The sequence below is a fragment of the Streptomyces sp. NPDC085946 genome (assembly GCF_044540485.1).
GTDB lineage: Bacteria > Actinomycetota > Actinomycetes > Streptomycetales > Streptomycetaceae > Streptomyces.
Genome location: NZ_JBITSF010000002.1, coordinates 150,004 through 162,972, shown reverse-complemented (window position 1 = coordinate 162,972; position 12,969 = coordinate 150,004). Strand labels below are relative to the sequence as shown.

The window sequence follows — 12,969 nt, the reverse complement described above, 5'->3', positions numbered from 1 at the left end:
CAGGTGAGTGGTCCGGGTCCTCGGGGTCCCGGCAGGGGCGGTGGCGCAGGCGTCCTCAGCGCAGCTGGGCCGGGGCCTCCATGGCGATCTGCTCGAAGACCTTCTCCTCCGCCGCGAAGACCGAGTCGGGGATCGGCCAGTGGATCACGATCTCGGTGAAGCCGAGATCCCGGTGCCGGCCCGCGAAGTCGACGAACGCGTCCAGCGACTGCAACGGCCGGCCGCGGTCCGGGGTGAAGCCGGTGAGCAGGACCCGGTCGAGCTCGGCCGCGTCCCGGCCGACCGTGGCGCACGCGTCGGCCAGCTTCTCGGCCTGGGCGCGCAGGGCCCGGACCGACTGCTCGGGCGTGCCGTTCTCGTACAGCTTGGGGTCACCGGTGGTCACCCATGCCTGCCCGTACCGCGCGGCGAGCCGGAGCCCGCGCGGCCCGGTCGCGGCCACCGCGAACGGCAGCCGGGGCCGCTGGACACAGCCGGGGATGTTGCGGGCCTCGTGCGCCGAGTAGAAGTCGCCGTCGTAGGACACCGAGTCCTCGCTCAGCAGCCGGTGCAGCAGCGGGACGAACTCGGCGAACCGGTCGGCCCGCTCGCGCGGGGTCCACGGCTCCTGGCCGAGCGCGGTGGCGTCGAAGCCGGTGCCGCCCGCGCCGATGCCGAGGGTGATCCGTCCGCCGGAGATGTCGTCGAGCGAGATCAGCTCCTTGGCGAGGGTCACCGGGTGCCGGAAGTTCGGCGAGGTCACCAGAGTGCCCAGGCGCATCCGCTCGGTGACCGCCGCGGCGGCGGTGAGCGTCGGCACGGCGCCGAACCACGGGCCGTCCCGGAAGGTGCGCCAGGACAGGTGGTCGTAGGTGTACGCGCCGTGGAAGCCGAGCTGCTCGGCGCGCGTCCAGGCCGCGGAGCCGCCCTCGTTCCAGCGGCGGTACGGCAGGATCACGGTGCTCAGGCGCAGAGTCATACGGACGAGCCTAAGGGCGCGGCCGTGTTTCACGTGAAACAGTCACCGCTGTTTCACGTGATCCAGGGACCCGCCGCCTGAAGCGGACGCGCTTCAGCGGCCCTGGGGGAAGCGCAGGTATCGCGCCGGTACGGCCTTCGTCAGCCACACTCCGTTGGCGCTGACGTGGAACACGTGTCCGTCGCGGTGCATGGCGCCCGCGTCGACCGCCAGCACGACGGGGCGGCCGCGGCGGGCACCGACGCGCGTGGCCGTCTCGCGGTCCGGCGAGAGGTGCACGTCGTGCCGGTCCATGGGCAGGAGCCCCTCGGCGCGGATGGCGTCCAGGTGGCGGGCCACGGTGCCGTGGTAGAGGTACGGCGGCGGAGCGGCCGGCGGCAGGCCGAGGTCCACCTCGACGCTGTGGCCCTGGCTGGCGCGGATGCGGGTGCCCCGGATCGCGAAGCGCTTCTTGTCGTTGGTGGCGACGACGTGGTCGAGCTCCTCGCGGGTGAAGCGGAAGCCGTGGGCGGCGGCCGCGGCCATCAGCGTGTCGATCTCGGTCCAGCCGCCCTCGTCGAGCGTCAGCCCGATGCGCTCGGGCTGGTGGCGCAGATGCTTGGAGAGGTACTTCGACACCTGCACGGTACGTCGTTCGTCCATGCCACCAGCGTGCCGGGAGAGACGTGAATCACGCGATCGATTTACCTACCGAGGTTTGATCCACAAGCGCACATGGTTTTCCACAGGCTGAGGCCGTTGTTCTGTGGACAACTCCGCGCACGGGGCGGCCCGTTGCCCTCACACCGGCGGCCGCACCCGGGCGATCGCCCGCAGCGCTCCCGGCAGCAGCCGCGACAGCACGTGCGCGCTCCGGGCCTCCGGCGTCACGGGCACCACCGCCTCGTTGCGCACGACCGCCCGCAGGATCGCGTCGGCGACCTTCTCCGGCGGGTAGTTGCGCAGCCCGTACAGGCGGGCCGTGCGCTTGCGGCGGCGCCGCTCCTCCGCCGCGTCGGCGCCCGCGAAGCGCGCCGTGGACGTGATGCCGGTGTTGACGAAGCCGGGGCAGACCGCCGTCACGCCGATGTCCCGCTCCGCCAGTTCGGCGCGCAGGCACTCGCTCAGCATCAGCACGGCCGCCTTGCTGGTGCTGTAGGCGGGCAGCGCGCGGGACGGCTGGTACGCCGCCGCCGACGCGACGTTGACGATGTGGCCGCCCTGGCCGCGCTCGGCCATCCGCCTCCCGAAGAGCCGGCAGCCGTGGATCACGCCCCACAGGTTGACGTCGAGGACCTCCCTCCAGTCCTCGGGGGTGGTGTCGAAGAAGGAGCCAGCCAGGCCGATGCCGGCGTTGTTCACCAGGACGTCCACGACGCCGTACGCGGCGGTGACCCTGTCGGCGAGCTTCTCCATGGCCCGCTCGTCGGAGACGTCGGCCGTCTCCGCCCAGGCCGCGGGCGCTCCGGTCCGGCGGGACAGCTCGGCGGTGCGGGCGGCGGCCGCGGCGTCCCGGTCGACGGCGACCACGCGCGCGCCCGCCCCGGCGAAGGCCAGCGCCGTGGCCCGCCCGATGCCGCTGCCCGCGCCGGTGACCAGGACCAGCTGCCCGCCGAACCGGTCGGCGTGCCGGCCGGAGGCCGTCACGCGGGGCCGTCCGTCCTCGACGGCCGTCACGAACTCGCCGATCCACCCGGCCAGCAGGTCGGGCCGGGTGCGCGGGACCCAGTGCCCCGCGGGGACGGTCCGCCGGGTCAGGTGCGGCGCCCACCGCTCCAGCCCGTCGTAGAGCCGTTCCGACAGGAAGGGGTCCCCCAGGGGCGTGATGAGCTGCACGGGCGCGTGCGCGTAGGCGTCCGGGCGCGGGTGGCGCGTCCGGGGGCGGACGTTGTCCCGGTACAGCCAGGCGCCGTGGGCCGCGTCCGCCGGCAGGGACGCCGTGGGGTAGTCGCCGCCGGGGAGCTTCTCGGCGCGCCGCAGGTACCCGGGCCAGCGCTTGCCGAGCGGGCCGCGCCAGGCCAGTTCGGGCAGCACGGGCGTGTGCAGGAGGTAGACGTACCAGGACCGGGCGCCCTGGCCGAGCAGCTGGCCGACCCGGCGCGGGGTGGGCCGCCGCAGGCGCCGGTTCGTCCAGTGGCCCAAGTGGTCCAGCGAGGGCCCGGACATCGAGGTGAAGGAGGCGATGCGGCCCTCGGTGCGCCGGACGGTGACGAACTCCCAGGACTGCACCGAGCCCCAGTCGTGCCCCACGAGGTGCACCGGCCGGTCCGGGCTGACGGCGTCCGCGACGGCCAGGAAGTCGTCCGTCAGCTTCTCCAGCGTGAACCCGCCGCGCAGCGGACGCGGGGCCGTCGACCGGCCGTGGCCGCGGACGTCGTACAGCACCACGTGGAAGCGGCCGGCCAGCCGGGCGGCCACCTCCGACCAGACCTCCTTGCTGTCCGGATAGCCGTGCACCAGCAGCACCGTCGGCCGCTCCGGGTCGCCCAGCTCGGCGACGCACAGCTCGACCCCGCCGGTCCGCACCCACCGCTCGCGTGCACCGCTCAGCATCATCCGTCCTCGTCTCCGTGAGGTGGCCTCGCCGACTGTGGCACTTGTTAGACGCGCCGTCAACAGGGTCGGAGGCACGTCCCGGGTGCCCCGGACGCCCCGTCCGTAGCTCTCAAGCAGCAGGTCCCCTACGGGCCCGTACGCCTGAGGTCTGATCCGAAGACGGCTCTGCGGTCTGACGACCGGCGTGGTCCGCGTCACTACTGTCGAAGGGTGACTGTGATCGCGACCGAAAGCCTGAGCAAGCGGTTCCCCCGGGTGACCGCGCTTGACCGGCTCTCCGTGGACGTCGGGCCCGGTGTGACCGGACTCGTCGGAGCCAACGGCGCCGGCAAGTCCACACTGATCAAGATTCTGCTGGGTCTCTCCCCGGCCACCGAGGGCCGCGCCCGCGTGCTCGGACTCGACGTCGCCACCGAGGGCGCCGCCATCCGCGAGCGGGTCGGCTACATGCCGGAGCACGACTGCCTGCCGCCCGACGTCTCGGCCACCGAGTTCGTCGTCCACATGGCGCGCATGTCGGGCCTGCCGCCGACCGCGGCGCGCGAGCGCACCGCGGACACCCTGCGCCACGTCGGGCTGTACGAGGAGCGCTACCGCCCCATCGGCGGCTACTCCACCGGCATGAAGCAGCGCGTCAAGCTGGCGCAGGCCCTCGTCCACGACCCGCAGCTGGTCTTCCTGGACGAGCCGACCAACGGCCTCGACCCGGTCGGCCGCGACGAGATGCTCGGCCTGATCCGCCGCATCCACACCGACTTCGGCATCTCGGTCCTGGTCACCTCGCACCTGCTGGGCGAACTGGAGCGCACCTGCGACCACGTCGTCGTCATCGACGGCGGCAAGCTCCTGCGCTCCAGCTCCACCACCGACTTCACCCAGACCACGACCACCCTCGCCGTCGAGGTCACCGACACCGACGAGCACCCGGACGGCACCCGCGCGGTGCGCGACGCGCTGCACGCGCGCGGGGTGACCGTCGAGCACGGCAGCGGCCTGCCGGGCGCCGGCCACGTCCTGCTGCTCACCGCGCAGGGCGAGGAGACGTACGACCTGGTGCGGGACGTGATCGCCGACCTCGGTCTCGGCCTGGTCCGCATGGAGCAGCGCCGGCACCACATCTCGGAGGTCTTCACGGCCGGCGAACAGGGCAGCGAAGCACAGCGGAAGGAGGCGGTCGGCCATGGCGGTTGAGCAGCCCCTGGGAACACCGGTCGCACCGTCGGGCGACCAGACCCGCATCCACAACATCGGCTACCGCAGCTACGACGGCCCGCGCCTGGGCCGCTCCTACGCGCGCCGCTCCCTGTACTCGCAGTCCCTGCGCGGCGCCTACGGCCTCGGCCGCTCGGCGAAGTCCAAGGTGCTGCCCATGCTGCTGTTCGTGGTGATGTGCGTGCCCGCGGCCATCATGGTCGCCGTCGCCGTCGCCACCAAGGTCAACGACCTGCCGGTCGACTACACCCGCTACGCGATCATCATGCAGGCCGTCATCAGCCTGTACGTCGCCTCGCAGGCACCCCAGTCCGTCTCGCGCGACCTGCGGTTCAAGACCGTCCCGCTGTACTTCTCGCGGCCCATCGAGACCGCCGACTACGTGCGGGCCAAGTACGCGGCGCTGGCCTCGGCGATGTTCGTTCTCACCGCCGCCCCGCTGCTGGTGCTGTACGTGGGCGCGCTGCTCGCCAAGCTCGACTTCACCGACCAGACCAAGGGATTCGCGCAGGGACTCGTCTCCGTGGCACTGCTCTCGCTGCTCTTCGCCGGCCTCGGCCTGGTCATCGCGTCGGTCACCCCGCGCCGCGGCTTCGGCATCGCGGCCGTGATCGCCGTCCTGACCATCACCTACGGCGCGGTCTCCACCCTCCAGGCCATCGCGGACGTGCAGGGCAGCACCGGTGCCGTGCCGTGGATCGGCCTGTTCTCGCCGGTGACGCTGATCGACGGCGTGCAGTCCGCGTTCCTGGGCGCGACCTCCGCCTTCCCCGGCGGGACGGGGCCGAGCAGCGCCGAGGGCGCCGTCTACGTCCTGGTGTGCCTCGCCGTGATCGCCGGCAGCTACGCCCTCCTGATGCGCCGCTACAAGAAGGTGGGACTGTGACCACGCTCTCCCTCGACCACGTCTCCCGCTGGTTCGGCAACGTGGTCGCCGTCAACGACATCACCATGACCATCGGCCCCGGCGTCACCGGCCTGCTCGGCCCCAACGGCGCCGGGAAGTCCACCCTCATCAACATGATGGGCGGCTTCCTGGCCCCCTCCACCGGCACCGTCACCCTCGACGGGCAGCAGGTGTGGCGCAACGAGTCCATCTACCGGCACATCGGCGTGGTCCCCGAGCGGGAGGCGATGTACGACTTCCTCACCGGCCGCGAGTTCGTCCTCGCCAACGCCGAGCTGCACGGCCTGGGCGCCAAGGCCGCCCAGAAGGCGCTGGCCACGGTCGAGATGGAGTACGCGCAGGACCGCAAGATCCAGACGTACTCCAAGGGCATGCGCCAGCGCGTGAAGATGGCCTCCGCGCTGGTCCACGACCCGTCGCTGCTGCTGCTCGACGAGCCCTTCAACGGCATGGACCCGCGCCAGCGCATGCAGCTGATGGACCTGCTGCGCCGCATGGGCGACGAGGGCCGCACCGTGCTGTTCTCGTCGCACATCCTCGAAGAGGTCGAGCAGCTCGCCTGGCACATCGAGGTCGTGGTCGCCGGCCGGCACGCGGCCAGCGGCGACTTCCGCAGGATCCGCCGCCTGATGACCGACCGGCCGCACCGCTACCTGGTGCGCTCCAGCGACGACCGCGCCCTCGCGGCCGCGCTGATCGCCGACCCGTCGACGTCCGGCATCGAGGTCGACCACGCCGAGGGCGCGCTGCGCATCCAGGCCGTCGACTTCGCCCGCTTCACGACCCTGCTGCCGAAGGTCGCGCGCGAGCACGGCATCCGCCTGCTCACGGTCTCGCCGTCCGACGAGTCCCTCGAGTCCGTCTTCTCGTACCTGGTCGCGGCGTAGGAGGCCCTGATGTACGACCCCACAGTCGCCCGGCTCACCTACCGGGCCCTGCTCGGCCGCCGCCGGGCCCTCATCCTCGGCGCGTTGCCCCTGCTGCTGATCGCCATCTCCCTGGTGGTGCGGGGCCTCGCCGGGGCCGACGACCAGACGGCGGCCGACCTGCTCGGCGGGCTCGCCCTCGCCACGATGGTGCCGATCATCGGCGTCATCGCGGGCACCGGCGCGATCGGCCCGGAGATCGACGACGGTTCGGTGGTGTACCTGCTGTCCAAGCCGATCAAGCGGCCGACGATCATCTTCACCAAGCTGATCGTCGCCGTCGCGGTGACCATGGTGTTCTCCGCGGTGCCGACGCTGATCGCCGGTTTCGTCCTCAACGGCAACGGCCAGCAGATCGCCGTGGCCTACACGGTGGCGGCCCTGGTCGCGTCCATCGCCTACGCGGCCCTGTTCCTGCTGCTCGGCACGGTCTCGCGGCACGCCGTGGTGTTCGGCCTGGTCTACGCCCTGGTCTGGGAGGCCCTGTTCGGCTCCCTGGTGCCGGGCGCCCGCACGCTCAGCGTCCAGCAGTGGTCGCTGGCCGTCGCCCACGAGGTCGCCGACGGCGGCACCTTCGTGACCTCGGACGTCGGACTGTCCACGGCGGCGGTGCTGCTGGTGGCGGTCACCGTGCTCGCCACCTGGTACGCCGGTCAGAAGCTGAGGTCGCTCACGCTGGCCGGGGAGGAGTGAGGGGTGCCGCCGGGCCCGGCGGCCACCGCTCTTGACGGGGGCTTCACCTCCGCCCGGGCACACTGAGCCCGGCGGATGCACGGGGGACGCGCGGCGGGGAGGACGGGATGACGGAGGAGAAACCCGAGCACGAGGTGCCCGGTCCCGGCGGCCGGCCCGGTCCGGCCGACCGGACCGGCCGGACCGAGGACGTCTGGGACGACCTGGTGCTGGACGACGCGTTCGTCCGGTCCGCCGAGACCTCCGAGCCGTCGGCCCGGGCCCGGATGCTCGCCGCGCGCTGGCGCCGCGAGGAGCCGGAGCCGCAGCCGTGGCGTTCGGACGAGCCGCCGGCGGGCTGGTTCTTCAGCAAGGCGCGCCGCCGGTGGTGGCGGCGCCGGTAGGCGACGCGTCCGTCCGTCCGCCCCCGCCGCCCGTTATTCGGTGGCGCCCGACCCGCCCTCCGGGCACAGTGGTCGATGTCCGCGCCGCCGGATCGTCCGGCGTCACGTACGGGGAGAGGAGCGGGACGATGCCCCTGCACGGCAGTACGTCCCGCTCCCGACAGGGCAGTCCGCGACGGGCTCCGGAGTGATCGCCACTCCTCCGTAGAGCCCGCTCGCACGGGGAACTGCCCGGGGCGGCCGCTTCGAGCACGCGAATCCCACATCGCGTGGGCCGCCCACCCGGAGGATTGGCCGAGTGGTAAGGCACCGGTTTGCTACACCGTGGTCGGGTCCGACAGCCCGCGCACGTTCGATCCGTGCATCCTCCGCCGAACGCCGAACGCCGAACGCCGAACGCCGAACGCCGAACGCCGAACCGCGGGCTGAGCCCGGCTCAGCCCAGCATCCGCTCCAGCACCACCGCGATCCCGTCCTCGTCGTTGGAGGACGTCACCTCGTCCGCGACGGCCTTCAGCGTCCCGTGGGCGTTGGCCATGGCCACCCCGTAGGAGGCCCAGGCGAACATCGGAAGGTCGTTGGGCATGTCGCCGAAGGCGATCGTGTCGACGGCCTTCATGCCGAGGCGGCGGGCCGCCAGGGACAGCCCCGTGGCCTTGGACAGGCCGAGGGGGAGCAGCTCGACGATGCCCTCGCCCGCCATCGTGACGGTGACGAAACCGCCGGCGGTGCGCGTGGCCACCTCGCAGAGCTCGTCGTCCGTGAGGTCGGGGTGCTGGATGTACAGCTTGTTCAGGGGCGCGGTCCACAGGTCCGACGCGTCCGTGAAGGGCGTCGCGGGCAGGGTGCCCTGCACCGCGTAGCCGGGCCCCACCAGCACCTCGCCGTCCAGGCCGTCGCGGCTGGCCGCCAGGTACAGGGGACCGGTCTCCGCCTCGATCTTGGCCAGGGCCAGACCGGCCAGCTGCCGGTCCAGCGTGACCGAGGTCAGCAGGCGGTGCTCCCCGGCGTGGTACACCTGCGCGCCCTGGCCGCAGACGGCGAGGCCGTCGTAGCCGAGGTCGTCGAGGATGTGCCGGGTCCAGGGGACCGCGCGGCCGGTGACGACGATGTGCGCGGCGCCCGCCGCGGTGGCCGCGGCGAGCGCGTCACGCGTGCGCGGTGAGACCGACCCGTCGGAGCGCAGCAGCGTCCCGTCGAGGTCGGTCGCGATCAGCCGGTAGGGAAGGCCCGCGGGGGCGGTCGCCTCGCTCACTTGCCGACCGGTTCCAGGATCTCCCGGCCGCCCAGGTAGGGACGCAGCACCTCGGGCACGTACACGGAGCCGTCGGCCCGCTGGTGGTTCTCCAGGATCGCCACGATGGTGCGCGGCACGGCGCACAGGGTGCCGTTGAGCGTGGCCAGCGGGCGGACCGTCTTGCCGTCGCGGACGCGGATCGACAGGCGGCGGGACTGGAACTCGGTGCAGTCCGAGGTCGAGGTCAGCTCGCGGTACTTGCCCTGGGTCGGGATCCACGCCTCGCAGTCGAACTTGCGGGCGGCCGAGGAGCCGAGGTCGGCCGAGGCGACGTCGATCACGCGGAACGGCAGTTCCAGCGAGGTCAGCCACTGCTTCTCCCACTCCAGCAGGCGCTGGTGCTCCGCCTGGGAGTCCTCGGGAGCGACGTAGGAGAACATCTCGACCTTGTCGAACTGGTGCACGCGGAAGATGCCGCGCGTGTCCTTGCCGTGCGAGCCGGCCTCGCGGCGGAAGCAGGGCGAGAAGCCCGCGTAGCGCAGCGGCAGGCGGTCGGCGTCGATGATCTCGTCCATGTGGTACGCGGCGAGGGGCACCTCGGACGTGCCGACCAGGTACAGGTCGTCCTTGTCGAGGTGGTAGACGTCCTGGGCCGCCTGGCCGAGGAAGCCGGTGCCCGCCATGGACTGGGGGCGGACCAGCGCGGGGGTCAGCATCGGGGTGAAGCCGGCCGCCGTGGCCTGGGCGATCGCCGCGTTCACCAGCGCCAGCTCCAGCAGCGCGCCGACGCCCGTCAGGAAGTAGAAGCGCGAGCCGGAGACCTTGGCGCCGCGCTCGACGTCGATGGCGCCGAGGATCTGGCCGAGCTCCAGGTGGTCCTTCGGCTCGAAGCCCTCGGCGGCGAAGTCGCGGATCGTGCCGTGCGTCTCCAGCGTGACGAAGTCCTCCTCGCCGCCGACGGGCACGTCGGGGTGGACGAGGTTGCCGAGCCGGAGCAGCAGCTCCTGGGTCTCGGCGTCGGCCGCGTCGCGCTCGGCGTCGGCGGCCTTCACGTCGGCCTTGAGCTGCTCGGCCCGCTTCAGCAGGTCGGCCTTCTCGTCCGGCGAGGCCTTGGGGATGAGCTTGCCGAGTGACTTCTGCTCGGCGCGCAGCTCGTCGAAGCGGACGCCGGACGACCTCCGCCGCTCGTCGGCAGACAGGAGGGCGTCGACGAGCGCGACGTCCTCTCCACGGGCGCGCTGCGACGCGCGCACACGGTCGGGGTCCTCACGGAGCAGGCGAAGGTCAATCACGCGGTCAAGGCTACCGGTGCGGGATGACAGCCCACGACTCCCTCTTCCGCGTCAGGGTCCGGACGCGGCTCGTACCCCGGTCCGGGAGGAAATGAGGGCTATGTACCCAGCGGCGAAGGAAAAGCGTCTCACCCTTTGGGACGTAGCGGCGGCGGGGTGCCCGCCGCCCGGATTTCCTTGTGGAGAACGGGACTTGGGATGTGGTTGTCCACAGCCGTCCACACGTCCCGGAGAGTTGTCCACAGGCTGTGTGCAAGATCTGTGGACTTCGGAATTGATCGCTCCGCTACAGGGGCCAGTCCTTGGAATTCTCGGCACAAACCCGTCTCACCCACACTTTCGAGTGGACGTGGGTCACCCTGAAGAGTTACTCGAAGGAATATGATGGACGAAGGGCAGGATGCGTGCAGGTGAGCGCATCGACGGCCTGTAGGGCGATTTGTCGACAGGATCATGTTTCCGTATCGACTTGTCCCCAGGTCGAGAAGCCCACCTGTGGATAACTCCTGTGGATAACGAAACCCGAGGTCGCGCCGGTCAGAACCGGCCGTCCTGGCAGCGCGCCACCCAGTCCGCCGCGGCCGCGAACTCGGCGTCCGACGTCCCGGGCAGCGGCGACCGCGCATCACCCGGCCGCACGTCCGCGCGGGGGTAGGAACCGAGGAACCGGACCTGGAGGCAGATCCGCTTGAGCCCCGTCAGGGCCTCGGCGACCCGGCGGTCGGAGATGTGGCCCTCGGCGTCGATGCAGAAGCAGTAGTTGCCGATGCCGGCGCCGGTGGGCCGGGACTGCAGCAGCATCAGGTTGATGCCCCGGGAGGCGAACTCGCCCAGCAGGTCGCGCAGGGCGCCGGGGTGGTCGTCGCGCTGCCAGAGCACGACGGAGGTCTTGTCCGCGCCGGTCGGCGCCGCGGGCCGGGCGGGCCGCCCGACGAGCACGAACCGCGTCTGGGCGTTCTCCGCGTCGTGGATCCCGGTCTCCAGGGGTTCCAGACCGTACCGGGCGGCCGCGAACTCGCCCGCGAAGGCGGCGTCGTACTGGCCCTCCTGGACCAGGCGCGCGGCATCCGCGTTGGAGGCGGCGGACTCCCAGGTGGCGTCCGGGAGGTTCTTCCTCAGCCAGTTGCGCACCTGCGGCTGGGCGGCCGGGTGGGCGGAGACGGTCTTGATGTCCGCCAGCCGGGTGCCGGGCCGCACCAGCAGCGCGAAGGTGATCGACAGCAGCACCTCGCGGTAGATCATCAGCGGGCTGCCCGCGACCAGCTCGTCGAGGGTGGTGGTGATACCGCCCTCGACGGAGTTCTCGATCGGCACGAACGCCGCCTCGGCCTCACCGGTTCGCACCGCGTCGAGCGCGGACTGCACGGACACGTACGGGATCAGCGCCCGGGTCGCCGCCTCGGGGAGCGTCCGCAGGGCGACTTCGGTGAAGGTGCCCTCGGGACCGAGATACGCATAGCTCGCTGGCATGAGCTCACCCTAATGGGCTTGTGGAAAGCGCATCCGCCACACGCCCACTCAAGGGTGACCCTCATCCCTCCAGCAACTTCTGTCCCACGTACTCGCCCTCCGCGGCCCCGCCGGGCACCGCGAACAGCCCGCTCGCCTCGTGCCGGACGAAGGGCGCCAGGGCGTCGCCGCGGTCCAGCTTGCGCTGCACGGGCACGAAACCGCGCAACGGGTCGGCCTGCCAGCAGATGAACAGCAGGCCCGCGTCGGGCACGCCGTCGGCGTCGATGCCGTCGTGGTACGAGAAGGGGCGCCGCAGCATCGCCGCGCCGCCGTTCTGGTCGGGGCGCGAGATACGCGCGTGGGCGTTGATCGGGACGGCCAGGTCGCCGTTCGCGTCGGTCTTCTCCAGGTCCATCTCGGTCGTCTCGGTGCCCCCGGACAAGGGTGCCCCGTCCGCCTTGCGCCGCCCGATCACGGCCTCCTGCCGCGCGACCGACAGCTTCTCCCAGTCGTCGAGCAGCATCCGGATGCGGCGTACGACGACGTAGGAGCCGTGCGCCATCCACGCGGGCTCGCCACCGGCCGGCACGAAGATCCGCTTCTCGAAATCGGACTCGGAGGGCTTGGGGTTGCGGGTGCCGTCGATCTGGCCCATCAGGTTGCGGGCCGTCATCGGGTGGGCGGTGGCGCCGGGCGAGCGGTTGAAGCCGTTCATCTGCCAGCGGACCCGGGCGGCGGAGCCCGCGTCCTTCTGGAGGGCGCGCAGGGCGTGGAAGGCGACCAGGGCGTCGTTGGCGCCGATCTGCACCCACAGGTCGCCGTTGCTGCGCGCCTTGTCGAGACGGTCGGAGGAGAAGTCCGGCAGCGGGTCCAGGGCGGCCGGGCGCTGCTTCTCCAGGCCGGTCCGGGCGAAGAAGCTGTGGCCGAAGCCGAAGGTGACCGTCAGGGACGACGGTCCGGCGTCGCGGGCCACGTCGGTGTCGTCGTGCGGGGCCGGCTCGCCGGCCATCAGCCGCCGGGCGGTCTGCGACCAGCGGCGCAGCAGGGCGGCCGCCTCCTTGCGGCCCGCACCCGGGGTCAGGTCGAAGGCGACGAGGTGGCCGCGGGCCTGGAGTCCCTGGAGGATGCCGGGCTGATGTTTCCCGTGAAACATCACCTCGTCGCTGCCCAGGGAGGTGAGCGGAGCCGTCTCGGCGGGCCGGGCGGCGTAGCCCACGGCCCCGCCGGCCGCGCCGAGGACGAGACCGGCGGCGCCGGCGGTGCCCAGGAGACGGCGCCGGGAGACGCCCTCCGCGGTGCGGGCGTTCCCGGGTACGGCCTGGTCAGAGGCCTCTTCGGGGGTCGGGGCCTGCGGAAGGGACTGGTCGGGCATGG

12 protein-coding genes and 1 tRNA gene are annotated in these 12,969 nt (G+C 72.2%); 6 read left to right on the top strand and 7 right to left on the bottom strand.

The window, feature by feature from the left end:
• Positions 1–55: 55 nt before the first annotated feature.
• The 3 genes from ACIF8T_RS06375 to ACIF8T_RS06365 all read right to left on the bottom strand — a co-directional run bounded on the left by ACIF8T_RS06375 (position 56) and on the right by ACIF8T_RS06365 (position 3,493).
• The gene (locus tag ACIF8T_RS06375; RefSeq protein WP_400031776.1) at positions 56–958 is read right to left on the bottom strand and encodes an LLM class flavin-dependent oxidoreductase; all 903 of its coding nucleotides are present in this window, start codon (positions 956–958) and stop codon (positions 56–58) included.
• 93 nt (positions 959–1,051) lie between these two features.
• A complete protein-coding gene (locus tag ACIF8T_RS06370; protein ID WP_400031774.1) occupies positions 1,052–1,600 on the bottom strand; it encodes an RNA 2'-phosphotransferase in 549 nt (182 codons plus the stop codon).
• Between the two features lie 138 nt (positions 1,601–1,738).
• Complete coding sequence (locus ACIF8T_RS06365) at positions 1,739–3,493, bottom strand: SDR family oxidoreductase (RefSeq protein ID WP_400031773.1); 1,755 nt, start codon at positions 3,491–3,493, stop codon at positions 1,739–1,741.
• 216 nt (positions 3,494–3,709) lie between these two features.
• Between ACIF8T_RS06365 and ACIF8T_RS06360 the strand changes: the two genes are divergently transcribed.
• The 6 genes from ACIF8T_RS06360 (at position 3,710) to ACIF8T_RS06335 (ending at position 7,985) form a co-directional block, all read left to right on the top strand.
• On the top strand, positions 3,710–4,684 hold the full coding sequence (locus ACIF8T_RS06360) for an ABC transporter ATP-binding protein (protein ID WP_400032347.1): 975 nt from the start codon (positions 3,710–3,712) through the stop codon (positions 4,682–4,684).
• Positions 4,674–5,591, top strand: coding sequence for an ABC transporter permease (locus tag ACIF8T_RS06355; protein WP_400031771.1), 918 nt, complete (start codon positions 4,674–4,676; stop codon positions 5,589–5,591). The genes ACIF8T_RS06360 and ACIF8T_RS06355 overlap by 11 nt, the downstream gene beginning before the upstream one ends.
• A complete protein-coding gene (locus ACIF8T_RS06350; RefSeq protein WP_400031769.1) occupies positions 5,588–6,499 on the top strand; it encodes an ABC transporter ATP-binding protein in 912 nt (303 codons plus the stop codon). The genes ACIF8T_RS06355 and ACIF8T_RS06350 overlap by 4 nt, the downstream gene beginning before the upstream one ends.
• A 9-nt stretch (positions 6,500–6,508) precedes the next feature.
• The gene (locus ACIF8T_RS06345) at positions 6,509–7,231 is read left to right on the top strand and encodes an ABC transporter permease subunit (RefSeq protein ID WP_400031767.1); all 723 of its coding nucleotides are present in this window, start codon (positions 6,509–6,511) and stop codon (positions 7,229–7,231) included.
• Positions 7,232–7,338: 107 nt separating this feature from the next.
• Positions 7,339–7,614 (top strand): hypothetical protein, encoded by a 276-nt coding sequence (locus tag ACIF8T_RS06340; protein WP_400031765.1) that lies wholly within the window; start codon positions 7,339–7,341, stop codon positions 7,612–7,614.
• A 284-nt stretch (positions 7,615–7,898) separates the two neighbouring features.
• A tRNA-Ser gene (locus ACIF8T_RS06335) sits at positions 7,899–7,985 on the top strand.
• Between the two features lie 65 nt (positions 7,986–8,050).
• Here the strand turns inward: ACIF8T_RS06335 and ACIF8T_RS06330 are convergent.
• From ACIF8T_RS06330 to efeB, 4 genes are all read right to left on the bottom strand, one after another.
• Entirely contained in the window at positions 8,051–8,869 is an 819-nt protein-coding gene (locus ACIF8T_RS06330; protein WP_400031763.1) for an HAD family hydrolase, read from the bottom strand.
• A complete protein-coding gene (gene serS / locus ACIF8T_RS06325) occupies positions 8,866–10,143 on the bottom strand; it encodes a serine--tRNA ligase (protein WP_400031761.1) in 1,278 nt (425 codons plus the stop codon). The genes ACIF8T_RS06330 and serS overlap by 4 nt, the downstream gene beginning before the upstream one ends.
• A 537-nt stretch (positions 10,144–10,680) precedes the next feature.
• Positions 10,681–11,613, bottom strand: a complete 933-nt coding sequence (pheA, locus tag ACIF8T_RS06320) for a prephenate dehydratase (protein WP_400031759.1) — start codon at positions 11,611–11,613, stop codon at positions 10,681–10,683.
• Between the two features lie 61 nt (positions 11,614–11,674).
• Positions 11,675–12,967, bottom strand: coding sequence for an iron uptake transporter deferrochelatase/peroxidase subunit (gene efeB / locus ACIF8T_RS06315; protein WP_400031757.1), 1,293 nt, complete (start codon positions 12,965–12,967; stop codon positions 11,675–11,677).
• Positions 12,968–12,969: the final 2 nt, after the last annotated feature.